The following is a 23,774-nucleotide window of genomic DNA, read 5'->3' as shown; positions in this document are numbered from 1 at the left end:
TATCTGTTGGGTGAGATATGAGTCGCTACCGCAGGCTCTCCCGACAAGGGTTGAGTCTCGCACTCACTCTCATCGTGGTATTCTCGGTTATCGCAGGGCCAGTCTCTGCGAGCGCCGGGACCGCCACAGGAGAGGCACAACTGGGTGGACCGCCCGCTAACCAACTCGACACGGTCGACGACGACCAACTGACCCGGGCGTCGGAGAACATTAGCGTCTGGGACGGCGCGTTCCTGACGCTCCGGCCTGACGACACCGACTCGCGGCTCGACTCGGCCGCGGCGTATCAGGTCCAGTCAACTAACACGTTCGTGCGGGTAGACGGGGCGGAACAGTCCCTCCGAAAGAACCCGATGTACGTGTACAACGTCGGACAGGAGGTCCCGTTCACGTTCTCCGGTTCGAGCGCCGGTGCACCCCGAGCCATCGAGAACCAGGACGTCCAACTCGTCGCGGCAAAGCTCGATAAGGGCGCGACGATTCCCCGGAGCGTCCCCGGCATCGCCCAGACGCTCACGAGCGACGACGACGTGAGTTCCTCGGTCGTCGGCTCGGCGCAGGGCACGTCGGACGACAACTCGTTCGCGTTCACGCCCGACGAGTCAGGCATCTGGATGTTCGCGGTCGTCACCGTCGACGACGGCACCGGCTTTTCGGACGCCAACGGCGACGGGAACCTCGAAACCGACGGCAACGTCACGTTCGTCGGCGTCGACGCCCTGCCCGTTCAGCAGGGGTCGTCGTCGGTGAGCACGCCGTCGCTCGCGGGCAACGGCCAGAACGTGACGGTCACGGTGGACGCCTCGTCGCTCGACGCGACCGAGGTCAGCCACACCGTCGCAATCTTCAACGAGTCCGACCTCTCGAACTACGACCAGACCATCAACGCGACCGACCGGTCGAGCATCTCGCTCGAAACCGAAATCGCGCGGGTCAACGGGACCAGTCGGATGCCGTCGAACGCGAACATCATGGGCGCCACGCCCGGTTCGCGGTCGTTCGTCGGCAGCGAGACGGCCGTTTCGATTTTCGACCAACTCAACGACAGCACGTCCCGGTTCGACGACGTGACCGTCGTCTCCCCGGGCGCGACCGTCTACGGTTCGGCCGTCACCGAGGTCGCGGGGAACCAGACGACCGTCGAGGTCCCCATCGCCGACGACGCCACGCCCGGTGACTACGTCGTGATGCACGTCGCGACGAACCAGTCGGGCACCGAGTCGGTGACGAACCGCGCGCCGCTGCAAGTCGCCCAGAGCGTCCAACTGAACCTGACGGCGAACACGACCACGCCCGTCGCGGGTGAGGACGTGGAGTTCGCCGTCACGCGCGAAGACACCGGCGCGGCCGTCGAGAACGCCGAGGTCACCGTCGGCGGAACGACCGTCCAGACGAACGCCAACGGCGTCGCGGTCGTCACCGTCCCGACGGCGGGCGAGTACAACGCCACCGTCTCGAAGAACGCGACGAACGGCGAGGCGTTCGCCGGCGACGCGCTCGCGCTCGACGTGTTCGAGCCGGCGACCTTCGAGTACAGCAACCTCACCATCGAACCGAAGCAGGTCGTTCCCGGAACCGACGTGGTCGCGAACGCGACCGTCGAGAACGTCGGTGAAGTCAACGGGAGCTACGAGGCGGCACTCACCGTCGACGGCGAGCCGCAGTCGCCCTCCGACACCGGCGAGCTCCAGCCCAACGAGTCGACCGAGGTGAGCTTCACCACCTCGTTCGAGGACCCCGGCACCTACAACGTCTCCATCGACGAGCTCTCGACCGACGACGCCGAACTCGTCTCGCGGACCGTCCGCGTCATCGCGCCGGCGAACTCGACCGTGACCGACGTCACCGTCGAGCCGACGAGCGTCAACACGACCGAGCGCTACACCACTTCGGCGACCGTCGAGAACACCGGCGGTCGCTCCGACCTGGTCCGGCTCACGTACACGACGACCGACGACTCGGGCACGGAGGTCTCCAACACCACCCGAACCGTCGTCGTGGGCGCCGATTCCACGGTCACGAGAAACGTGACCACGCTCGCGCCGACCGCGCTCGGTGCCGACGACGTCGGAAACTTCACCGTCGCCGTCAACGGCGTCGAAGCGGATTCGACGCTGACGGTCACGCGGCGCGACCGGCTTCCGCCGACCGTCCGGCTCCCGGAACCCGCACAGGGCGCGGTCCCCTTCGGCACGCCCATCACGCTCAACGTGAGCGACGAGTCGGACATCAGGCGCGCGACGTACAACTTCGGTAACGGCTCACAGCCGCTCTCGCTCGACGCCAACGGGAGTGCGACCATCCCGACCGGCGACCTCGACGAGGGAGAGACGACGCTGACGGTCAACGCGACCGACACGGCCGGGAACACGATTACCCGGACGTTCAGCTTCGACTTCGTCTCCTCGCCGCGCGTCACGAGCGTCGAACCGACCGACGTCGTCGGGCCGTCGAGCACTATCTCGGCGTCCTTCGCGGACGACCGCAACGGCGACGCGGAGTCAGGCATCAACGCCAGCGCGACGACGCTCGTGGTCAACGGCACCGCCGTCGACCTCTCGGGCGCGACGACGAACGACAACTCGACGCTCGAAATCAACGTCTCCGAACTCGGCGTCTCGCTCGACGAGGGGCCGACGACCGCGAGACTGACCGTCGTCGACGAGGCCGGCCACGCCACCTCGCGGCTGTTCGAGTTCGAGTACGACGAGACCGCACCGACCGCGAGTCTCACGCTCGACCCCGACTACGACGAGGACCGCGAGGACGTGAGCGCGAACAACCCCGTCGACATCACGCTCGACAGCGCCGACGACAACCTCGAATCCGCGGCGTTCGTCGTCCGTGACTCGGACGACCAGGCGGTGTACATGCGCGACGTGACCTCCCTCGCCAGCACGACCGGCGAGTTCGAAATCGAGTGGGACGGCACGAGCGACGACAGCAGTCTCGTCGACAGTTGTTCCTACAACCTCACGCTCGTGAGCACGGACGCCGGCGGTAACACCGGCGTCGCCAACGCCACGGTCTGCGTGGACAACGATGAGCCGACCTACGACGTGTCGGCCGTCGACGGAACGACGGACACCGTCTACACGAACGGCAGCGTCGATGTCGCGTACAGCACCTCGGAGAGCGTCACCGTCGAATACGCGTTCGAGTCCGACTCGGGCGTGACGGCGACGTTCGAACGGACGCCCGACAACGGGACGAGCAACCACACGCTCGACGTGGCGTCGGCGCTCCCCGACGGGAACTACACGATGACGGCGACCGCCACCGACCTCGGTAACAACCAGGTCACCGTGGAACGGGCCGAACCCGTCGTGGTCGACACGACCGACCCCGGACTCACCGCGACGCTCAACACGACCGAGTCCGGCACCCTCTCGGTCAGCGTCGCCAGCACGGAACCGCTCGTCGGCACCCCCGACGCGGAACTCACCGACCCGAACAGCAACGTCGAGTCGCTGAACCTCACGCAGGTCGACTCGACGACGTGGACCGCCGAACTCGACACGACCGACTCCGGCGAGTACGCACTCGACGTGACGGGGACCGACCTCGCCGGCAACACGGCGAGCGACTCCAGTACCGCGACCGTCACGAGCAACAACTTCTCGGAGCAGTCGTCGGTGTTGCTCGTGAGCGCGAGCGGCGACACGTTCATCCGCATTAACGCCAGCGACGACGCCGACCTGCCCGCTGGGCAGACCGTCATCACGCTGACCGACACGAACGTCCCGCCGAACGCGCTCTCGCAGGGCACGGCGGCGACGAAGTATCTCGAAGCCAACGCCGGACTCACCGAGGACCAAATCGAGAGCGTCACCTACGGCTTCAACGAAGACCTCGACACCTCCGGAAACGGCTTCAACATCGTCTACATCGAGCGCGGCGGCACGCGGGTGCTGCCGACGACGCTCCAGACCGACCCGTTCGGCCTGTCCGGTAACTACTACACTGCGACCCGAACCGGTCTGTCGACCTACGGCGCGGTCGAAAACGACACGGAAGCGCCGACCATCAGCTACGACGACCCGGCGGAAGGCGCCGAGTTCTCCGAGGTCAACAACACGGTCTCGGTGAACGCGACGCTCTCCGACAACGTGGAGGTCAACACCTCCTCGGTGTCGGTGACACTCGACAGCGACGGACCGGTCAGTAACGTGGACGTGACCGACAACGCGACGGTCACGAACGAGTCGGTCAACTACACCGCATCCGGTCTCTCGCCGGCGGACTACACCGTCACCATCGAGGCGTCCGACACGAACCTGACCGCCAACACGGCGACCGAACAGGTCAACTTCACCGTGCAGGACGACCGCGAACCGCCGACGATCACCGCGCTCGGTCCGACCAACGGCACGACCTTCCCGTTCGGCACCGACACGGTGGAACTCAACGCGACCTACGAGGAAGCGAGTGACGCGGTGAACGACACCGGCGTCGACGCGGAGAACGTCACCGTCCTGTACGACGGACAGGACATCTCGGCCTCGGCCGCGCCCGACGCGACCGGGTTCAACACGACTGTCTCCGTGGACGGAAACGAGACGCACAACCTCACCGTTCGCGTGCTCGACAACGCCGGTAACAGCGTCGAGGACACGACGAACTTCAGCATCGCCGCTGACGACGCCGAGCCCTCGGTCGAGATTTCGAGCCCCGTCGAGGACGAGGAACTCTCGAACACGACGAGCTCGGTCAACGTGACCGCGAGCGTCGACGACGCCGAAAGCGGCGTCAACCTCAGCTCCGTGACCGTCACCTTCGACGGGACCGACGTCACGAGCGAGGCGACCCTCGACGACCTCTCGAACATCCGGCTCAACGAGACCGGTCTCGAACCGGGCACCAGCCACACGGTGTCCGTCTCGGCGGCCGACGAGAGCGGGAACGAGAACGTCTCGACGGTGAACTTCACCGTCGCGCCCGACCTGACGGCACCGAACGTCACGCGGGTCAGTTCCCAGAACGCCACCTTCGAGAGCGACGCTAACGTCTCGGTCGAAGTGAACTACTCCGACCCCGAGAGCGGCATCGACGCCTCCGCGGTGACGCTGCTGCTCGACGGCGAGGACGTGACCGACGACGCGACGGTGTTCTCGAACCCCGGCGCGACGCTCGACCTCAACTCGTCCGAAATCGACTCGGGCGAACACCTACTCAGCGTGCGCGTCACCAACAACAACGGTGACACGACCACGAACGACACCACGTTCTCGGTCAATCAGGGTCCGGACATCGCCGTGACCGCCGCGGACCTCAACGCGACCAGCGTGCAGACCGGCGACCAGGTCGAGGTGACCGCGCAGGTCGAGAACTTCGGTGACGAGACCGGGTCGCTCGACGTCGGCGTCACCGGCACCAGTCAGGCGGGCACCACCGACTTCGGCGCCACGAAGTCCGTGACCCTCGACACTGGTGAGAACCAGTCCGTGAGCCTCGTCATCGAGCCGACGAGCGCGGGCACCTACTCCATCGCGGTCAACGAAACGACCACGGAGAACGCGCTCGACGTGAGTTCGCCGACGGCCGACATCCAACTGCTCGGCGACTCGTCGGCCAGTCCGTCGACGCTCCTCGAAGACGAGGAGACGACCGTCACGGTCAAACTCGGTAACCTCGGCGGCGCGAGCGGCAACATCTCCGGCGACGTGACCCGGAACGGGACGACGGTCGGGAACATCTCGACCTCGCTCGCGTCCGGCGCACAGCGGACGTTCACCTTCACCGACACGCCGCCGGGAACCGGCGACTACGTCTACGCGTTCGGCGGCGAGACCATCGAGACGGTCAGCGTCTCGGCGCGTCTCCCGGCGTTCAGCATCGACGCGGGCGCGAGTTCCATCTCGCAGTCGACCGTGGACACCGAAGAGACGTTCACGGTCTCGGTGCGCGTGAACAACACCGGCACTGCGGAGGGGACGTACACCAAAGCGCTCACGGCTGACGGCACGACGCTGGCCACGGAGAGCGTCACCGTCGGCCCCGGTTCCTCCGGCACGCTGACGTACACCGTCTCCATCGACGACGCCGGCACGTACGACCTCCAGGTCGACAACGTCACGGTCGGCAGCATCACCGTCGAGGAACCGAACGTCGGTGGCGGCGGCGGTGCCGGCGGGAGCAGCCTCCCCCACGACGACACGACCGACAGCGACCGGCTGTTCTCGGCACGCGGCTTCGACGCCCAGTTCGACGGCGGACAGGGCGTCTCCGCGGTGAGCATCACGTTCAGCGAGCAGACGACCGGTGAGGTCATCGTCAGCGAACGGTCGGGGGTCCCCGGCAGCGTGGGACAGCCCGACGGCACGGCCGTCAGCTACGTGCGGATTGACGTGCCCGACAGCGCGCGCGACCGCGCGTCAACCCTCCGGTTCACCGTCAAACAGAGCCGGCTCGACGAACTCGGTATCGAATCGTCCGACCTCGTGGTCCGGCGGTTCAACGAGGACGCCGGTTCGTGGGAAGACCTCGAAACCAGCGTCGTCGACAGCGGTAACGGCGCGGTCGTCCTCGAGGCCGACACGCCCGGCTTCTCGTACTTCGCCGTGACGTCGAGGCAGGCCGTCACGACGACGACGCCGGACGACGACGACGGCACCGACACGACGACGCCGGACGACGACGGCACCGACACGACGACTAGCACTGCCGGCTTCGACGACGAAACGTCGACGGCAGCGAGCAGCACGACCGACTCCCCCGTTCCCGGATTCGGCGCGGCGCTCGCCGTGGTCGCGCTCCTCGCGGCCGCGCTCCTCGCCGTCCGTCGGAACGACTAACGGCCGCACCGCGCGGTTCGTCCCCGTTCTCATCTCTTATTTCTTCGACCGGTCCAGCGACGCCCGCGGCCGGCGCGACTGCCTACAAGCTTTTACCACCGGTGAGCAAAACGAACGATGATGCTACGACCCCGCGTCTCGATTCCCGTTCTCGTGGTTGCCGCGATGCTCCTCGCGGCCGTCGCGCCCCCCGCCGTGGGGACGACCCACGACTACGACATCGACATCGACGGCTCGATCGACACCGTCGACAGAACCGTCTCGACCTCGCAAGGCGAGTTCACCGTCACCCAAGTCGGCCGCGCCGACGCCGGCGACACCGTTTCGGTCTCCGTGGACGCGCCGAGCGACAGCAACTACACAATCACGATTCTCGACTCCGAACAGCGATTCCGGCGGACCGCCGACGCCACCGGCGACGCGAACCGCGAGTTCGGAACCGGTGGACTCGAGCCCGGAACCTACGCCGTCGTCGCCGGCAACAAGTCGACGGAAGAGGTCTACGCCGGCGAACCGCTCGTGATTCGCGCCTACGCGGTCTCGACGCAGGCCGCCGAGAGCGTCGAGCAGTCGGACGACCTCGACGTGACCGTCGAACTCGACGAGGTCGAGTCGGGCGAGTCCATCGAGGCCGTCGAGGTCGTCCTCGCGGACGACTCCGAGAACGTCCGCGTCGACGCCTCGGCGGTCAACGACACGCACTACTCGGCGTCCGTCTCCACCGACGACGTGGACGCCGGCGACTACTCGCTGTACGCGGTCGTCCGCGGCGACGACCAGGCCCTCGGCGAGAACGAACTCATCGGCGTGAGCGACGCCTCGACGGTCGAGGTGGTCGAACAGAGCGACACGTCGACGCCCGACGAGGGCTCCGGCGGTGCTGGCGGTGGCGGCGGTGGCGGCGCGGACGACGCCACCGAGACGACCACTACGGAGTCCGACGATACATCGACATCGACGACCGACACCGCGGCGACGACCGACGACGACGAGCCGTCGACCACCGAGTCGGCCGAGACGACCGACGCCACCGAGCCGACGGCGACCACGACGACCGATAACGTCGTGACGCCCAACGAGTCCACGACGACGGCCCAGACGACGACGTCTTCGGAAGTCCCGAACACGGCGCTCCACGTCCTGTTCGGCGCGCTCGTCGTCTTCGCTGTCGGTCGCCGCCTCGTCGGCTAACGCGTCCCCCGCGTCCCCCGCGTCACTCTCTGTTTTTCTGTGTCTCTCAGCGCTCCGCTCGCGCGCGCCGGTTGTCGAGTCGGTTGACCAGCCAGATGCCGAACGCGACGACCGCGAGCGCGTACTGGAGGTTGTACCGCGGGTCGCCCAGCGATTCGAGGACGCGGACCCACGGCGGAACCGAGTCCGCGGCGTAGTCGGTCGCCGGGTACAGGGGCCACAGGAGGAACTGCATCGAACCCCAGTCGCCGGCGAGGAGCGCCCGGGAGGTGTCGCCGAGGTAGTGCGAGAGCGTCGCGACGACGAGGGCGGTCACGTGCTCGCCGTAGCCCAGCCGATAGCCGACGCCGACGAGGACGACGAGCACGGGCAGCATCACGAGAAGCGAGTGGCCGAGCGAGCGGCCGCTGACGAGGACGCCGTAGTACGCGAGCGGTTTGTCGATGAGGTCGGGCAACTGCGACCCGACGAGCGCGGCGGCCAGCGTCCACCCGGTCGGCAGTGGGCGACGACGACCGACCCGGAAGAGCGCGACCGAGAGATATCCGAGCGCGAGGTGGCCGATTGGGAACACTACCGAGGAGGACGGCACCGAGACTATTCAACCGTGTGGACGACGCGGGGCCGCACGACCCGCGAATCTGGACGTTCGTCGAATCGCGCTGGACTCTCGGCGTTCGCGACTCCACGCACCAAGTATATGTCACGTCGGGGACCACGTGGCAGTATGTCTGATTCGGTCTCCGAACACCGCCCTCCCGCCGCGGCGGACTCGGCGGCGACGCTCCGTTGCGAGCGGGTCGTCCGCGAGTACACCCGCGGGTCCGACTCGTTTTTCTCCCGCGGGTCCGACGCCCCGACGGTCCGCGCGCTCGACGGCGTCTCGCTTTCGGTCTCGACGGGCGAGTTCGTCGCCATCGCCGGGCCGAGCGGGAGCGGTAAGTCCACGCTGTTGCACCTCCTCGCCGCGCTCGACACGCCCACTCGTGGCGACATCCGGGTCGCGGGCACCGACGTTCGGTCGCTGTCGAACCGCGGGCGGACGAAACTCCGCCGCGACACCATCGGCATCGTCTTCCAGCATTTCCACCTGCTGCCCTCGCTTTCGGCCCGCGGCAACGTCGCGCTCCCGCTCATCGAACGCGGCGCGTCGAAGCGCGACCGCCGCGCCCGCGCCGAGGAACTGCTCGAACAGGTGGGGCTCGGTGACCGCGCCGGCCACAAGCCGGGCGAACTCTCCGGCGGCGAGCAACAGCGCGTCGCCATCGCCCGCGCGCTGGTCTCCGACCCCGCGGTCCTCATCGCTGACGAGCCGACCGGCGAGTTGGACACCGAGACGGGCCAGCGCGTCCTCGACTACATCGAACAGACCGCCACGGAGCGGGCGGTCGTCGTCGCCACGCACGACGAACACGTCATCGAGCGGGCCGACCGCGTCGTCCGCCTCCGCGACGGCCGCGTGGTGAGCGATGGCTAGGCGACACCGGCTGTTCGGCGTCGTCGGCCTCGCCGGGCGGCGCGTTCTCGGCCGCCTGCGGACCACGTCCTCGAAGCAGGTGCTGTTGAGCGTCCTCGGCGTCGCCCTCGCCGTGACGCTCATGACGACCGTCAGCGGCATCGCCCTCGGTCTCGGCGCGGAAAACGCCATCCAGAGCGAAGGCGTCGACTACTGGGTCGTCCCCGAGGCCAGCACGGCCTCGTCGGTCGCCGTCTCGGTCGGCAGCCCGCAACTCGGTGACACCCACGCGATTACCGACCGGCTCGCGCGCGACGAGCGGGTGGACTACGCCACGCCGGTCCAAACGCAGTTGGTGACGCTCACGCCCGCTGGCGGCTCGACCGACGAGTACGTCCTCGCGGCGGGCATCATCCCGCCCGAGGAACCCACGTCGGTCGTCGGCGTCTCGACGGAGGCGCTCGCGCCGGGCGACCCCCACTACGCCAACGGGAGCTACGACGGGCCGCGAACCGGCGAACTCGTCCTCAACGACGCCGCCGCGGAGCTGCTCGGCGTCTCGGCCGGCGACAAGGTGACCGCGAGCGTCGGCGGCTCGCGGGCCGAATTCACCGTCGCAGACGTCCGCGAGGGGTCGCTGTCGTCGGGCGTCGGGCCCGTCCCGGTCGCGCTCGTCCACCTCTCGGAACTGCAAACCATGACCGGCTCGACCGAGGGCGACCTCGCGGACCAACTGCTCGTCAGCACCGACTCGGCGGGCGTGCGGTCCGACATCGAGGCGCTCTACCCGCGGACCTCGGTCGTCACGCAGACCGGCCTCGCCGTCCGCGGCGCGTCGACCTCCAGCCTCCCGCTGGCGATGGCCGCCGTCTCGCTCGTCGTCGCCGTCCTCGTCGGCGTGCTGTTCGTCGCCACGATGATGGGCCTCGAAGTCAACGCGGACCGCCGCAATCTCGCCGTGCTCTCGGCGATGGGCTACCGGACGAGTTCGCAGATGTTGCTCGTCGTGGCCGAGACGGTGGTCGTCGCCACCGTCGGCGGCGTCGTCGGCGTCGCGGCCGGCATCGGCGGCATCCACCTGACGAACGCGATTACGCGGGAACTCCTCGGCGTGCAGGTCGCGCTGTTCGACCCGGTGCTCGTCGGATACAGCGTCGCGGTCGCGGCGCTCATCGGCCTCGTCTCCTCGATTTACCCGGCGTGGCTCACCTGGCGGACCCCCACTCTGGAGGCGATGTCGCATGACTGAGGACGCCGACCCGAACCGCGGTTCGGACGCGACGCCGAACGGGGACGGGAACCGTCGGGCGACCCCGGAGTCGTCGCGGTTCCCGCGGCTCGCTCGCGTCCGCGCGTCTGCGGGCATCGCGGTCTCACAGCTCTCTCACGCCCGCGGGCGGACGGTCCTGACCGTCCTCGGCATCACGCTCGCGGTCCTCGCGGCGACGCTCTTGGCGGGGACGGGTATCGGCGTGATACAGACGGGCCAACAGCAGTTCGACGCGGCGGGTCGCGACGTGTGGATTACCGGCGGCCCGGTCCGGTTCTCACCGACCGGCGTCGGCGGCTTCGAAAACAGTATCGTCGACGCCCACGGGTTAGACGCCGAACTGGAGGCCCGCGAGGACGTGAAAGTCGTCACGCCGATGTCGTTCCAGACGGTGTACGTCAGGTCCAACGAATCGGACTACGAGACGCTCGTCGGCGTCGGCGCGCCCGCCCGCGGCGGCTCGGTCCAGATTACGAACGGCTCGGGCTTCAGCCGACCGGACGTCCACTACGCCGGCGGCAACTACACCGGGCCGATGACCCACGAGGTCGTCATCGACCAGCGGACCGCCGAGATGATGAACGTCTCCGTCGGTGATTCGCTGTACGTCGGCGGCACCACGGGTATCGCCCGCGAAAACGAGTTCACCGTCGTCGGCGTCTCGCCGACGTTCTCGCGGTTCCTCGGCACTCCGAGCGTCGTGGTCCACCTGAGCGAGCTTCAGGAGGTGACGGGCTCGACCGGCGCGGACACGGCCACGCTCATGACGCTCACCGTCGCCGACGGGGCCGACCCCGAGGCGGTCGCGGCCGACATCCAAGCGGACTATCCGGACTACGATGTGCGGACGAACCAAGAACAGCTCACGGAGATTCTGCGCGACCAGGCGGTCGTGATGGCCGCCGGCGGGAGCCTCGTCTTCCTCGCGCTCCTCGCGGGGCTGGCGCTCAGCGTGAACGTCCTGCTGTCGCACGTCTATCACCAAAAGCGGGAGCTCGCCGCGCTGAAGGCGCTGGGTACGTCGTCGTCGACGCTGTCGCTGACGCTCGTCGCGCAGGCGCTCGTCCTCGGGACGTTCGGCGGCCTGCTCGGGGTGGCGCTGTCGTTCCCGGCGGCGGTCGGCCTGAACCGACTGGCACAGCTCCTCGTCGGCTTCGGTGACGTGGTCGTCCTCCCGCGGGCGGTGCTCGCCGGCGGCTTCGCCATCGCGTTCGTGATGAGCCTCGTCTCGTCGCTCGCGGTCAGCCGGCAGATAGCCGGCATCCGACCGCTCGACCACCTGTAATCGCGGGGCTATCCGGGCGTCGCCCGACCCCCGCAAGCGATAGTTTAGTTATCCCGCCCCGTCCACGACCGTACATGGCAACGGCACGACGCGAGCGGTTCATCCGCGCCCAGCTCGCCTGGATGCTCGGCGCGACCCTCGTCTTGGTCCTCCTCGATTCGCTTTCCTACGAGTTGGTGTTCGTCGTGTCGCTCATCGGCTTTCTCGTCGTCGTCGAACTCACCGCGCCGGTCGCGGTGACGCCCGCGTGGCGGCGACGGCTCCTGTGGCTCATCGGCGGCGGCCTCGTCGCCTTCGGCTACATCGTGGTCAGACGCATCCTCGACATCCTCCCGCCGGGGGTGTTCTGAGTGCGCCTCGGCTCCCGCGAGGTCGGCTACCCGCACCTGTTGGCCGCGGCGCTCCTCGTCGCGATGCTCGTCGGCGTCGGCGTCGGCGCGGGCACCTCGTCGTCCACCTACGGCGCGTTCAACGCCGCGTGGGACGGCGGCTCCGGCGTCCGCGGGGTCGCGGCCGACGCGGGCGCAGAGACCGAGGTCGTCTACAACACCACCGAGTACGACGCGGTCGACCCGGCGGGCACCGTCGCGTTCGTCATCTCGCCCGAGCGGGGCTACACCGACGCCGAGGCCGCCCGCATCGAGGCGTTCGTCCGCGCCGGCGGGACCGTCGTCGTCGCCGACGATTTCAGGCCGCACGGCAACGACCTGCTCGCTCGACTGGGCGCGTCGGCGCGCATCGACTCGACGCCGCTCCGCGACGACCGCCACCAGTACAAATCGGGCGCGCTCCCGGTCGCCACGCGTGTCGCCGCGGACCCGCTCACCCGAAACGTGACGCAACTCAGCTTGAACCACCCGGCGACGGTGACGGCGAACGAAAGCACCGTCCTCGTCCGCTCGTCGAACTTCTCGTATCTCGACCGCGACGACGACGGCGAACTCGACGACGACGAGACGCTCCAATCGCACCCCGTCGTGACCAGAGAGCGCCTCGGCGCGGGCGACGTGGTCGTCGTGAGCGACCCGAGCGTGTTCATCAACGCGATGCTCGACCGGCCGGACAACCGGGCGTTCGCGACGGCGCTCGTCTCTGACCGGGCGACCGTCGTGTTGGACTTCTCGCACGCCGAGGAACGCCCGCCGCTGCAAGTCGCGCTTCGGGTGCTCCGCGACTCGGGCGCGCTGCAACTCCTGTTCGGCGTCGTCGCCGTCGGTGCGGTCGCGTTGGTCGCCCGGCAGGGGCGGCTCCCGTAGGCCGTCTCGGCGCTCGGCCGGCGCTGTCGCCTCGCCGCCCGTCTCGCGGGGTCGCGGAGACCGCAGTTATATGTGGCCGCCGTCCCGACTGTTGCCATATGAGTGCTCCCGAAGAGGTCTACGAGGCCATCCTGGACGAGACGTCGCAACTCCTCGTCGGGAACGAAGACGCGATTGAGGCGCTCACCATCGCGTTGCTGACGAACGGGCACGTCCTCCTCGAAGGGGTTCCGGGCGTGGCTAAGACGACGATTGCCAACCTGTTCGCCCACGCCGCGAACCTCGACTACCAGCGGATTCAGATGACGCCCGACGTGTTGCCGGCCGACATCACGGGCACCCACATCTACCGCGAGAACCTCGGCGAGTTCGAACTCCAGCGGGGGCCGGTTTTCTCGAACGTCGTCCTCGCGGACGAGATAAACCGCGCGACGCCGAAGACGCAGTCCGCGCTCCTCGAAGCGATGGAGGAGGGACAGGTGACAATCGAGGGCGAGACGCTCAAGCTCCCCTATCCGTTCATGGTCGTCGCCACGCAGAACCCCATCGAGTACGAGGGGACGTTCAATCTCCCGGAGGCCCAGCGCGACCGCTTCCAGTTCAAGGTCGTCGTCGACCTCCCCGAACGGGCCGACGAGCGGGAGATCCTCGAACGGTTCGACCGCTCGCCGTCGCTCAAGCCCTCGGACATCTCGAACGTCATCGACGACGCCGACATCGGGAAGGCCCGGCAGGTCGTCACGGGCGTCCACGTCGACGACAAGGTGTTCGACTACATTCTCGACCTCGTCGGCGCGACGCGGACGCACGCCGCGGTCGATTTCGGCGCGTCGCCCCGCGCCTCGCTGGCCTTCCTGCGGGCCGGGAAGGCCGCCGCGGCGATTCGCGGCCGCGACTACGTGATTCCGGACGACGTGAAGCGGCTCGCGCCCATCATCATGTCGCACCGCCTCGTTCTCGGGACCGAGGCGGACATCAGCGGGCGCGACCCCCGAGACGTCGTCGAGGAGGTCGTCGACACCGTTCCGACGCCCGAAGTCGGTCTCGACGAGTCGACGACGACCTCGGTCGCGGGCGACGACGACTGAGCGCGAGCCGGCGACCTATCGGCGCTCGTCGGGGTCTGCGTTCTCGGTCTCTCTTCTCGTCTCGGTCGTGCCGTCCGCCGCGTCCGCCGACGGCTCGGGCTCGGTCTCTCCGTCGCCTCCAACCTCCCACCGGCAGGTGACGGCGAAATCCATCTCCTCGCCGGCGGCGACCTCTGTGGCGACCGGCGCGTCGAGGCCGCGGGCGACGGCCACGGCGACGAACGACGCGACCGGCGTGTCGAACGTCTCGGCGGCGGCGAACCGACAGTCCTCGACGCGGACCGTCAGGCGACCGTCCGCGGCGTCCGTCTCGGCGGTCGCGGTCCCGGCGAGTTCGAACAGTTCCACGAGCGCGTCGGTCGCCTGTCGCGCCAGCGTCTCGGGGTCGTCGCCGAGGGGACCGTCGAGGCTCCGCTCGAACTCGTCGAACAGGCCGCCGCCGCTGGGGTCGAACGCGACGCCGCGGGCCAGTTCGTCGTCGGTGACGACGAAGGTGTCCCGGAGCGCCTCGGCGTCGGGAAGCGCGTAGGCGCGGTGCTCCGGGACGAACAGGCGAACGCTGTCGCGGTCGGCGTCGGGGACGTAGACGGTCGCGTCCTGCAACCCGAGTTCGTCGACGACGGCGGCGTGGTTGCTCGCGTGCGCGCCGAACACCGACGAGCCGACGCCGACGGGGATGAACCGCTCGGGGCTGAGATACCGGGTCACCGCGGCGGCGAACAGCCCGATAGCCCCGAGGACGACGAGCGTCTCGCGAACGGGCGGAAACAGCGCCCCGCCGAGCAGTCCGGCGACGCCGAGCGCGGCCAGCGCGACCGCGGTCCGCCGGTACTGCCCCTCTCGGAGCGCTTCGTAGCGCTGTCTGAGCCGGACGTTCTCGCGCCGGAGCCCGGCGAGTTCGGCGCGGTCGGCGTCGGGGTCGCCGGTGTCGGTTCGGCCGGCGTCGCCGTCGCGTTCGGTCGCAGCCGACACGACCGCGTGGGTCTCGCCGTTCGCCACCCCCTCGTCGAGACGGTCGAGGTCGTCGTCGGCGCTCATCGTTCCGCCTCCGGCGCGTCAACGAGACCGAGGGCGACGCGCTCGTAGCGGTGGAGCCCGTAGGCGACCGCCGCGGCGAGAACGGCGGCGACCGCCGCAGCCTGCCACGCCCACCGAAGCGTCGACCACAGCGCCCACGCGACCCCCAGGGCGACGACGTAGCCCGCCGCCAGCCGGGCGAGTCGAGCGCGGTCCGGCGGCCACGCGCACGCGGCGCTCGCGAGGAGCGGGAACGCGGCGAGCTGCGCGCCCCCGACCGCGACGAGGCCGGCGTCTCCGAACAGCGAGACGGCGGTCAGTTGGGCGACGACGAACGCGAGCGGTCCCCCGGTCGCCGCCGCCGCGACGAGGACGAGGACCCCGGCGGCGAGGCCCCACAGCCCGGTGGCCAGCCCCACCGCGAGCGTGAAACAGAGGACGCCCGTCGCGTCCATCGGGGTGAGCTCGTTCGCGTCCAACACGGTTCGAATCGTCAGTTCGCTCTGGTTCACAGGTGTCTCCATCGGTGTTCACTCCGCTGTGGTGGCCCGCGCCGTCGCCAGTGCCATCGCGCTCTTCGGGGCGACCTCGTAGGCGGTGACGTTCGGCAGCCGTTCGAGGCGCTTTCTGAACTCCTCGAAGGCGACGAACCCGGCCGCGAAGTCCGTGGCCCCGGCGTCGGCGGCGTCGTCGAAGAACGTCGTCGGCGTGAGGAAGACGCTCGTCTGGCTGCTCCGCTTCGATGCGACGACGACCGCCTCGTAGGTCTCGACTTTCGCCGAGTCGTCGGTGACGAGCACGAGGTGGTCCTGTCTGTTCGACCGCGAGCACGCGGATTTCACCGCGTCGAAAAGCGGCCGGTCGCTGACCCGCGAGACGTAGCTTTCGCCGTCGCGGAGATACGGGCGGAGCGTCGCCGCGAACGCCGAGTCGTCGTCGAGGAGGCGACTTCGCTTGCGGGCGTCTTCCGGGGCGACCGGGCGGGACGCGTCGACCGGGCGGCGCGGGCTGGCGGTCGGCTCCATCGAGAGCAGTCGCCGCCGAACCGTCTGGTAGGCGTTCGACGAGGAGGAGGGGCCGAACTCCCACTCCATCGCGTCGTCGCCGACGAACTGCGTCGAGACGGGGTCGCCGTGGGACTCCGCGGCGTCGACGAGGCCGAGCGCGATTTCGCGCGCGTACGACAGCATCGTCCGCCCGGTCGGGCCGCGGTTCATGTGCGACCCGCAGTCGACCACGAGCGACAGCAGGTAGTCGGACTCAGATTCGAACTCGCGGATGTACGGATGGTTCATCCGGGCGGTGGTCTTCCAGTCAATCTGCGACAGCGTGTCGCCGGGGAGGTACTGCCGCGTCTCGTGGGGGACGAGCCCCGGTCCGGTCTGGTCGCTGGAGTGGTCACCGAACGTCGTGCCGACCAGTTCGCCGCCGCGCCCGACGTGGATTCCCTCGGGGGCCGGCGGTTCGACCAGACAGCGGGCGTCGGCGTCGAGCGTCACCGACTCGGTGAAGAAGCCGGCGCGCCCGTCGATATCGACGGCGACCTCGTCGAAGGCGATTCGCCCGGCGACGGGGAGTTCGACGCTGCACGTGACCGACCCCTCGGTCTCGCCGGGGGCGAGACTGACCGTCCGGCGCGCCCGCTCCGGCGCGTTCACGCTCGGCGGCGCGACGAGTTCGACTTCGACGGGCGCGTCGACGGCCTCGGACAGCGACGCCGTCAGCGTCACCGCGGCGCGGTCGCCGACGAACACCGACGTGGGCTCGACCGAGACGGACGCCGAGAGGTCGCGGTCGACGGCGCGCATCGCCCCGACGGCCTCGACCTGCGCGACGACGAGCCACGCGACGAGACCGCAGGCGGCAACGAGCGGCGTCGGCCCGTCGAGGACGACCGCGTAGACGGCGAGGAAGCAGGCGACGCCTGCGAGTGTGGCCCACCGGCGGGTCGGAAGCATCGTGGATTCGATTCGTGCCCCCGAAGTTGAATGTTTGTGTTGGAGCGGGCCGCAGTCGGTCGCGCGGACCCCGGATTCACGCCGCGGTCGCGGCTTCAACCGGACGTTAAACCCGACGTTAACGCATCGCAGTCTGCGAATCACGCCTCCGAGGTCGCGGCCGAGCGTCAGCCGAATGCCAAAACCCATTACGTCCCCCCGTCTGACTACGAGTAGTGCGTGGAGCATGGGGCCGCCCGGCACGGTTGCTTTGGACGATGTTGGTCGTCACCTGTCTCGTCGCGACAGCGTCGGCGGCGGCAGTCCCCGCGGGAGCGGCCGCCGACACTGACGCGCAGTCCGCGACCGTCCCGGCGTCGCCCGGAGCAGACGCTGACCGGTCGGCACTCGGGACGGCCGCGACCCCGCCGCGACAGACCGGGAACGAGACGAACAACAGCACCGGCGTCATCCACGAGAACCCCGACGAGGTCGACGGAGAGAACGAACTCGACCGCCTGCTTTCGTACCTCTCGGGCGAGCTCAACGGTGACATCGGCGCGAGCACGCTGCGACTCAGTCGGGGCGAGTACGAGGCCGCGCGGGCGGCACTCGGCGACGACTACGACGACTCGCTCGGCAAGTACGTCGATGTCGAAGGCGAGACCGACGGCAACGGCGCGAGCGAGGAGTACCGGACCGTCGGCGAGACCCAGCGGGCGTACGTCGACACCGTCAGCGAGTTCCGCGAGACCCGTCGCGAGTACGAGGCGGCGAGGCGGGCCGGAAACGACGAGCGCGCCCGCGAACTCGCCCGCGAGCTGACGCGGCTCGCCGAGGACGGCGAGTCGCAGTCGGACCGACTGCTGACGGCGTTCGACGTCATCTCGAACCGGACGGACAGCGACTTGACGGAGAGCAGCACCCAAATCGAGGCGGTACAGGCGAACGTCTCCGAACAGCGCGACGAAATCGTCTCCCGCGAGTTCGTCGCAACCAGCCTCACCGTCGACGACTACGACCGGAACATCTCCTTTACCGACCCGCTCGTGCTTTCGGGGTCGCTCGTCGCCGACGACGGCACGCCCGTCGCGGGGTCGACCGCCCGCTTCGCGGTCGGCGGACAGACGATTCGAACCGCGGTCGACGCCGACGGCTCGTTCGAACTGACCTACCGGCCGGCGCGGATTCCGGCCGGCAGTTCCTCGGTCACCGTCCGGTATCTCCCGAACGACACGTCGGTGTATCAGGCGACGGAGCGGGTCGTCCCCGTCGCCGTCTCGCAGGTGAACGCGACCGCGGGGCTGTCGGAGCCGGCCGCGCCGGCCTACGGCTACGCCGACGGCGTCTCGGTTCGCGCGACGCTCCGCGTGAACGGGACGCCGGTTCCGAACTACCCGCTCGCCGCGAGTTTTGCCGAGTCGTCGGCGACCGCGTCGGCGACGAACGCGAGCGGCCAGTCGACCGTCTCGACGACCGTCCCGGCGACCGCGACGGGCGCGGCGTCGATTCGCGTCGCGCCCGACGGCGACGGTAGGGCGGTGACGTTCGCCCCGGCGGCGGTGTCGGTCCCGCTCGAAACCGAGGGGACGGCGCTCGACGCGAGCGCCCGCGAGGCCGGGAACGGGACGGTCGTCGTCGACGGCCGCCTCGAAACCGACGAGGGCGAGGCCGTGTCCGGCCAGACGGTCGCCGTCAGCGTCGTCGGGCGGGACGTCGCGTCGGCGTCGACCAACGAGTCGGGGGCGTACCGGGCGACGTTCGACCTCCCGAGCGACGCCAGCGCCGAGAACGCGACCGTCTCGGCCGCGTTCGACGGCGAGGGGACGAACCTCGAATCGTCCGCCGCGACGGCGAGCATCCGGCTCGTGGACGGTCCCGCCGCGGCCGGAGCCGGAAACGGCGCGTCCGGCGGCCTTCCGCTCGACCTCGCGTGGGTCGTCGCCGGGACCGCGGTGGTCGGCCTCGTCGCCGCCGTTCTCCTCCGGCGGAACCGCGCCGGCGCGTCGACGACGACAACGGTTGACGACGAACCGACCGCGTCGGACACCGACGACTCGTCCGAGCCGGACTCGGTGACGACGGGGACACCGGCGCTGGACGCGGCGGCCGACGCGCTCGACGCTGGCCGGCCGAACGACGCGGTGGTCGTCGCCTACGCGGGCGTCAGACAGTCGCTCGGACCCGCCGCAGGCGTGGACGACGCCGCGACCCACTGGGAGTTCTGCGACCGATGTGTCGACGCCGGCGTCGCGTCCGTCGACGCGCTCGAATCGCTGACCGCGGGCTACGAGCGCGCGGCTTACAGCGGGCTGTCGGTGAGCGACGAAGCCGCCGCCGAACTGGTCGAGACGGCTCGCTCGCTCGCCGGCACGGCAGCGCCCGACGCGACGGACTCGCCCGATTCCGACGGCGATGCGGACGCCTCGGAAGCGGTCGGCGCGGTCGAGTAGCGCGCTCGCGGAGCCGCGGGTGACAAATGATTTTTGTGTTCGTGTCTCCCACCTCGGGTAGATGTCGCAGCGCCGAGACTGGCGGTTGTTCCTCCCCGAACCTGTCCGCAGCCTTCCGGCCGACCTCGCGGTCGTCGTCGCGGGGGTCGCGCTCACGCTCGTCGTGACGCTCACGCCCGGACTAGCGGAGACGCCGCTCCGGGACATCGCCGGCTTGGTGTTCTCGCTTTTCCTCCCCGGCTACGCGCTCATCGCGGCGCTGTTTCCCGAGCGCGGCCCGCCGATAGACGCCGAGGACCGCGACCGAATGGGCGGTATCGACGGTATCGAACGGGTGGCGCTGTCGTTCGGAACGAGCATCGCCGTCGTCCCGCTTCTCGGGCTCGTCCTCAACTTCACGCCGTGGGGGCTTCGACTCGGTCCTATCCTCGTCACCCTGAGCGGCTTCACGCTCGTCGCGACGGCGTTCGCGGCGACCCGGCGGTCGGCGCTCCCCGAGGACGAGCGGCTTGTGATCCCGTACGAGCGCTGGTTTGCCGCCGCGCGCGACGAACTGTTCAGTCCGGCGTCGCGGACCGACGCGATGCTGAACGTCGTCCTCGTCGTGAGCGTGGTGCTCGCGACCGCCAGCGTCGGCTACGCGGTGGCGGTGCCGAAAGACGGCGAGTCGTTCACCGAACTGTACCTCCTGACCGAAGACGGGAACGACGAACTCACCGCCGACAATTACCCCGAGGAACTCGTCCGCGGCGAGCCGGCGTCGCTCGTCCTCGGCGTCGGCAACCAAGAACACCGGACAGTGAACTACACCGTCGTCACCGTACTCCAGCGCGTCAAGGTGTCGAACAACTCGACGACCGTCCTGGAGTCCGAGCGGCTTCGGACGTTCACGCCCCGACTCGAACACAACGAGACGTGGCACGAACCGCACGAGGTCCGCCCGACGATGACGGGCGAGCGCCTGCGGCTGACGTACCTCCTCTACGAGGGTGCGCCGCCGGCGGCACCGACGGCGGACAACGCCTACCGCGAAGTCCACCTCTGGGTGACAGTTCGGGCGGAGTGATGGTGAAAACCGACCGCAGTCGGGTGGGTCTCGGCTATCTCACCTTCTGATATTTCGACGCTCCACCTCGTAATCCCCACGAACGAGGGCTCAAATCGTGTAATTCGTTTGTGTTCTAGTTTTATCACGTCTGATAATCCATGGGTAACGTTTAGGGTACTGCACGCTAAGCTTCCGCCAGCGAAGTCACAATGCGAGACTCTGGAAGGTCGGTTTCCCGCCGCGGCGGCCGAGGTCCGAAGATAGAACGCATCGCGAATCGCTACGGCCTCGACGGTCTCGGCGACGACCTCGTCGATGCGTGGCTCGGCGATGGCCGAGCGCAGCGGAGCCTCCGCGAACTGGAAGGCGACGTGAACAAGCGCCTCATCCGGGCCGCACTCGATGAGGCCGGCGCACACGTCCTCGACGGGGAGGCGGAGAACTTCTACCGCCTCCTGACCAGCGACGACGTGACCGCGGGGAGTCGCACCGACGCGCGGAACACGCTCCGCGAACGCGGCGTCGATGTCGAGCAGCTAGAGGCCGACATCATCTCCTACCAGTCGGTGTACAACTACCTCAAGCGACACCGAAACGTCGAACGCGAAGACGATGACGACGACGAGACGGACGCCACCGAGGCGGGACTCGCGACGATTCGAAAGCTCCGGTCCCGACTTCGTACCGTGACCATCGACGTCGTCGACCGCTTGGTGAAGGCCGAGCGGGTCTTCATCGGCGCGTACGAGGTCGAAGTCGACATCAGAGTCACCTGTACCGACTGTGACACTCGAATGACCCCGACGGCGCTACTCTCCTCCGGGCACTGCGACTGCGAACGCGAGCGAGACGAGTAGCGATTCGGGCTCACCAAACATCCACATCCGACACATGAACGATTCAGAGGCACTTCAGGCGGCGACTGTACGCATACGAAACATCGGCGGTATCGACGAGCGGCGCGTCAGGCTCGACCCCGGCGTGACCGTGCTCACGGGCCGCAACGCGACGAACCGAACGTCGTTCCTGCGGGCGCTCATGGGCGCGTGCGGGAGCGACGCGATCAGCCTCAAAGGTGACGCCGACGAGGGGTCGGTCGAACTCGAACTCGACGGCCGGACGTACACTCGCCTCCTCTCGCGTGAGAGCGGGACAGTCTCGACCGACGGGACGCCCTATCTCCGAGACGCGGCGACCGCGGACCGCTTTGCGTTCCTCCTCGGCTCGAACGAGGCGCGGCGGGCGGTCGTCGCGGAGCGCGACCTCTACGACGTCATCATGGCCCCGGTCGACACCGACGCCATCGAGGCCGAAATCGAGCGCCTCCAGTCACGCCGCACGCAGGTCGAGCGCCGACTCGACTCGCTGGACTCGCTCGACGCCGACCGGCGGTCGCTCGAATCGAAACGCGACGACCTCGAAGCCGAAATCGAGGCGCTCGAAGCCGAGCGGGACGACATCGAAGCCGAAATCGAGGCCGAAGACCGGACGGTCGAGACGCAACGCGAGCACCAAGCCGAATTAGACGAGGTGCTTTCGGAGCTTCAGTCCGCGCGGTCGGACCTCGAAAGCGTCCGCTTCCGCCTCCAGAGCGAGCGCGAGAGCGTCGAATCGCTCCGCGAGGAGCGCTCCGAACTCCAGTCGGAACTCGACTCGTTCGACGTCGAGGCGGTCGACCGCGGCGAGGCGAGCGACCGAATCGAGTCGGTTCGGTCGCGCATCGAGTCGCTCAACTCGACGATTTCGGAGCTTCAGACCGTCGTCCAGTACACCGAAGACGTGCTCGACGGGAAGGCGGGTCTCGTCGAGGATTCGCTCGGCGCGGCCGGCGACGGCTCGGTGACGGACCGGCTCGTCGCGTCGGAGACGACCACCTGCTGGACCTGCGGCACCGAGGTCGACCGCGGCCAGATTCGGGAGACGACCGACCGGCTCCGCGAGGTCAGAGACGAAAAACGCGAGGAACGCGCCGAGCTCCGCCGCGAACTCGACGAGCTCGAACGCTCGATGCGGGCGGCGGAACAGGCGGAGCGCGACCGCCGGAAGCTCCGGGATAAACTACGGCGGCTCGAAGACGAACTCGACCGCCGGACCGGCCAGATAGCGTCGCTGACCGACCGGCGCGAGGAACTCGCCGAACAAGTCGACGCGCTCGAAGCCGACGCGTCCGAACTCCGCGGACAGAGCGGGGGGGAAGGCGACCTCATCGAGCTCCACAGAGAGCTCAACGAAGTCGAGTTCGCTCTCGACCGGACGCGCGACGACCTCGCGTCGGTCCACGACGAACTCGACGAACTCGACGACCGGTTCGACGAGCGCGAGGAACTCGAACGCGAACGCGAGCAGGTAAACGAGGAGCTCGAAGCCGCACGGACCCGGATTCGGTCGCTCACGGCCGCGGCGGTCGAGTCGTTCAACGAGGAGATGGAGACGGTGCTCGACCTCCTCGGCTACGACAACATCGAGCGCGTCTGGCTGGAGCGAGTCGAACGCCGGGTCCGCGAGGGGCGTCGCAAGGTCGAAAAAGCCCAGTTTGAACTCCACATCGTCCGCGCGTCCGACTCCGGCGCGGTGTACGAAGACTCCATCGACCACCTCAGCGAAAGCGAGCGGGAGGTCGTCGGCCTCGTGTTCGCCCTCGCGGGCTATCTCGTCCACGAGGTGTACGAGGAGGTCCCGTTCATGCTCCTCGACTCGGTCGAAGCCATCGACGCCGAGCGCATCGCCGCGCTGGTCGACCACTTCGAGCAGTACCCGACGTTCCTCGTCGCGGCGCTCCTCCCGGAGGACGCACAGGCTCTCGACGCGTCGTACCGGCGCGTTACGTGGGGAACCGACGTGACGCCGGCCGCCTGACTGACGTGCCCTGACAGCGCGAGTTCGCGAAGGGCTAAGGGCGTCTCCCGCGTCTCCGCTTCGTCCTATCGTCTCATTCTGCTCCGCTTCGTCCCGTCCCGTCCCGTCCCGTCCCACATCCCG

Annotated in this window: 16 protein-coding genes; 12 read left to right on the top strand and 4 right to left on the bottom strand. The window is 68.8% G+C overall.

All coding sequences use genetic code 11. From position 1 onward, the window contains the following. The first annotated feature begins 74 nt into the window (after positions 1-74). Both ACSR87_RS04885 and ACSR87_RS04880 read left to right on the top strand, forming a co-directional pair. The gene (locus ACSR87_RS04885) at positions 75-6,794 is read left to right on the top strand and encodes a PGF-pre-PGF domain-containing protein (RefSeq protein WP_498531034.1); all 6,720 of its coding nucleotides are present in this window, start codon (positions 75-77) and stop codon (positions 6,792-6,794) included. Between the two features lie 117 nt (positions 6,795-6,911). After that, positions 6,912-7,985, top strand: a complete 1,074-nt coding sequence (locus ACSR87_RS04880; RefSeq protein ID WP_498529714.1) for a cell surface protein — start codon at positions 6,912-6,914, stop codon at positions 7,983-7,985. Between the two features lie 46 nt (positions 7,986-8,031). Here ACSR87_RS04880 and ACSR87_RS04875 read toward each other — a convergent pair whose 3' ends face one another. Continuing rightward, positions 8,032-8,559, bottom strand: a complete 528-nt coding sequence (locus ACSR87_RS04875; protein ID WP_498529713.1) for a metal-dependent hydrolase — start codon at positions 8,557-8,559, stop codon at positions 8,032-8,034. A gap of 153 nt (positions 8,560-8,712) precedes the next feature. Between ACSR87_RS04875 and ACSR87_RS04870 the strand changes: the two genes are divergently transcribed. From ACSR87_RS04870 to ACSR87_RS04845, 6 genes are all read left to right on the top strand, one after another. After that, the gene (locus ACSR87_RS04870; protein WP_008575268.1) at positions 8,713-9,462 is read left to right on the top strand and encodes an ABC transporter ATP-binding protein; all 750 of its coding nucleotides are present in this window, start codon (positions 8,713-8,715) and stop codon (positions 9,460-9,462) included. After that, positions 9,455-10,690, top strand: coding sequence for an FtsX-like permease family protein (locus ACSR87_RS04865; RefSeq protein WP_498529712.1), 1,236 nt, complete (start codon positions 9,455-9,457; stop codon positions 10,688-10,690). The genes ACSR87_RS04870 and ACSR87_RS04865 overlap by 8 nt, the downstream gene beginning before the upstream one ends. Continuing rightward, a complete protein-coding gene (locus ACSR87_RS04860) occupies positions 10,683-11,996 on the top strand; it encodes an ABC transporter permease (protein WP_498529711.1) in 1,314 nt (437 codons plus the stop codon). The genes ACSR87_RS04865 and ACSR87_RS04860 overlap by 8 nt, the downstream gene beginning before the upstream one ends. Before the next feature lie 74 nt (positions 11,997-12,070). Further along, positions 12,071-12,346 carry a DUF8044 family membrane protein gene (locus ACSR87_RS04855; protein ID WP_004042058.1) on the top strand — a complete coding sequence of 92 codons (276 nt, stop codon included), beginning with the start codon at positions 12,071-12,073 and terminating at the stop codon, positions 12,344-12,346. Beyond that, positions 12,347-13,252 carry a DUF4350 domain-containing protein gene (locus ACSR87_RS04850; RefSeq protein ID WP_498529710.1) on the top strand — a complete coding sequence of 302 codons (906 nt, stop codon included), beginning with the start codon at positions 12,347-12,349 and terminating at the stop codon, positions 13,250-13,252. It abuts the gene before it with no gap. A gap of 98 nt (positions 13,253-13,350) precedes the next feature. Beyond that, complete coding sequence (locus tag ACSR87_RS04845; RefSeq protein WP_004062724.1) at positions 13,351-14,340, top strand: AAA family ATPase; 990 nt, start codon at positions 13,351-13,353, stop codon at positions 14,338-14,340. A 15-nt stretch (positions 14,341-14,355) separates the two neighbouring features. Here the strand turns inward: ACSR87_RS04845 and ACSR87_RS04840 are convergent, their stop codons facing one another. Genes ACSR87_RS04840 through ACSR87_RS04830 form a run of 3 tightly spaced genes read right to left on the bottom strand, consistent with a single transcriptional unit; the run spans position 14,356 to position 17,315 of the window. Continuing rightward, entirely contained in the window at positions 14,356-15,378 is a 1,023-nt protein-coding gene (locus ACSR87_RS04840; protein WP_498529709.1) for a DUF7982 domain-containing protein, read from the bottom strand. Then, a complete protein-coding gene (locus tag ACSR87_RS04835) occupies positions 15,375-15,869 on the bottom strand; it encodes a DUF8163 family membrane protein (RefSeq protein ID WP_498531033.1) in 495 nt (164 codons plus the stop codon). The genes ACSR87_RS04840 and ACSR87_RS04835 overlap by 4 nt, the downstream gene beginning before the upstream one ends. 18 nt (positions 15,870-15,887) lie before the next feature. Continuing rightward, positions 15,888-17,315 (bottom strand): DUF58 domain-containing protein, encoded by a 1,428-nt coding sequence (locus ACSR87_RS04830; RefSeq protein WP_498529708.1) that lies wholly within the window; start codon positions 17,313-17,315, stop codon positions 15,888-15,890. A 257-nt stretch (positions 17,316-17,572) separates the two neighbouring features. Between ACSR87_RS04830 and ACSR87_RS04825 the strand changes: the two genes are divergently transcribed. The 4 genes from ACSR87_RS04825 (at position 17,573) to ACSR87_RS04810 (ending at position 23,651) form a co-directional block, all read left to right on the top strand. Further along, on the top strand, positions 17,573-19,747 hold the full coding sequence (locus ACSR87_RS04825) for a hypothetical protein (RefSeq protein WP_498531032.1): 2,175 nt from the start codon (positions 17,573-17,575) through the stop codon (positions 19,745-19,747). 61 nt (positions 19,748-19,808) lie between these two features. Then, positions 19,809-20,813 carry a DUF1616 domain-containing protein gene (locus tag ACSR87_RS04820; RefSeq protein WP_498529707.1) on the top strand — a complete coding sequence of 335 codons (1,005 nt, stop codon included), beginning with the start codon at positions 19,809-19,811 and terminating at the stop codon, positions 20,811-20,813. A gap of 191 nt (positions 20,814-21,004) precedes the next feature. Further along, complete coding sequence (gene rdfA / locus ACSR87_RS04815) at positions 21,005-21,652, top strand: rod-determining factor RdfA (protein WP_004062717.1); 648 nt, start codon at positions 21,005-21,007, stop codon at positions 21,650-21,652. Positions 21,653-21,686: 34 nt separating this feature from the next. After that, a complete protein-coding gene (locus ACSR87_RS04810) occupies positions 21,687-23,651 on the top strand; it encodes an archaea-specific SMC-related protein (protein ID WP_498529706.1) in 1,965 nt (654 codons plus the stop codon). Positions 23,652-23,774: the final 123 nt, after the last annotated feature.

The organism is Haloferax sp. SDI50, assembly GCF_059802635.1.
This window is presented reverse-complemented; position numbering and strand designations above follow the sequence as displayed.

Excerpts from the sequence above, each read along its gene's own strand:
- ACSR87_RS04880 (WP_498529714.1), top strand. The coding sequence starts at position 6,912 with ATGATGCTACGACCCCGCGTCTCGATTCCCGTTCTCGTGGTTGCCGCG.
- ACSR87_RS04870 (WP_008575268.1), top strand. The coding sequence starts at position 8,713 with ATGTCTGATTCGGTCTCCGAACACCGCCCTCCCGCCGCGGCGGACTCG.
- ACSR87_RS04865 (WP_498529712.1), top strand. The coding sequence starts at position 9,455 with ATGGCTAGGCGACACCGGCTGTTCGGCGTCGTCGGCCTCGCCGGGCGG.
- ACSR87_RS04860 (WP_498529711.1), top strand. The coding sequence starts at position 10,683 with ATGACTGAGGACGCCGACCCGAACCGCGGTTCGGACGCGACGCCGAAC.
- ACSR87_RS04855 (WP_004042058.1), top strand. The coding sequence starts at position 12,071 with ATGGCAACGGCACGACGCGAGCGGTTCATCCGCGCCCAGCTCGCCTGG.
- ACSR87_RS04845 (WP_004062724.1), top strand. The coding sequence starts at position 13,351 with ATGAGTGCTCCCGAAGAGGTCTACGAGGCCATCCTGGACGAGACGTCG.
- ACSR87_RS04840 (WP_498529709.1), bottom strand. The coding sequence starts at position 15,378 with ATGAGCGCCGACGACGACCTCGACCGTCTCGACGAGGGGGTGGCGAAC.
- ACSR87_RS04830 (WP_498529708.1), bottom strand. The coding sequence starts at position 17,315 with ATGCTTCCGACCCGCCGGTGGGCCACACTCGCAGGCGTCGCCTGCTTC.
- ACSR87_RS04825 (WP_498531032.1), top strand. The coding sequence starts at position 17,573 with ATGTTGGTCGTCACCTGTCTCGTCGCGACAGCGTCGGCGGCGGCAGTC.
- ACSR87_RS04820 (WP_498529707.1), top strand. The coding sequence starts at position 19,809 with ATGTCGCAGCGCCGAGACTGGCGGTTGTTCCTCCCCGAACCTGTCCGC.
- rdfA (WP_004062717.1), top strand. The coding sequence starts at position 21,005 with ATGCGAGACTCTGGAAGGTCGGTTTCCCGCCGCGGCGGCCGAGGTCCG.
- ACSR87_RS04810 (WP_498529706.1), top strand. The coding sequence starts at position 21,687 with ATGAACGATTCAGAGGCACTTCAGGCGGCGACTGTACGCATACGAAAC.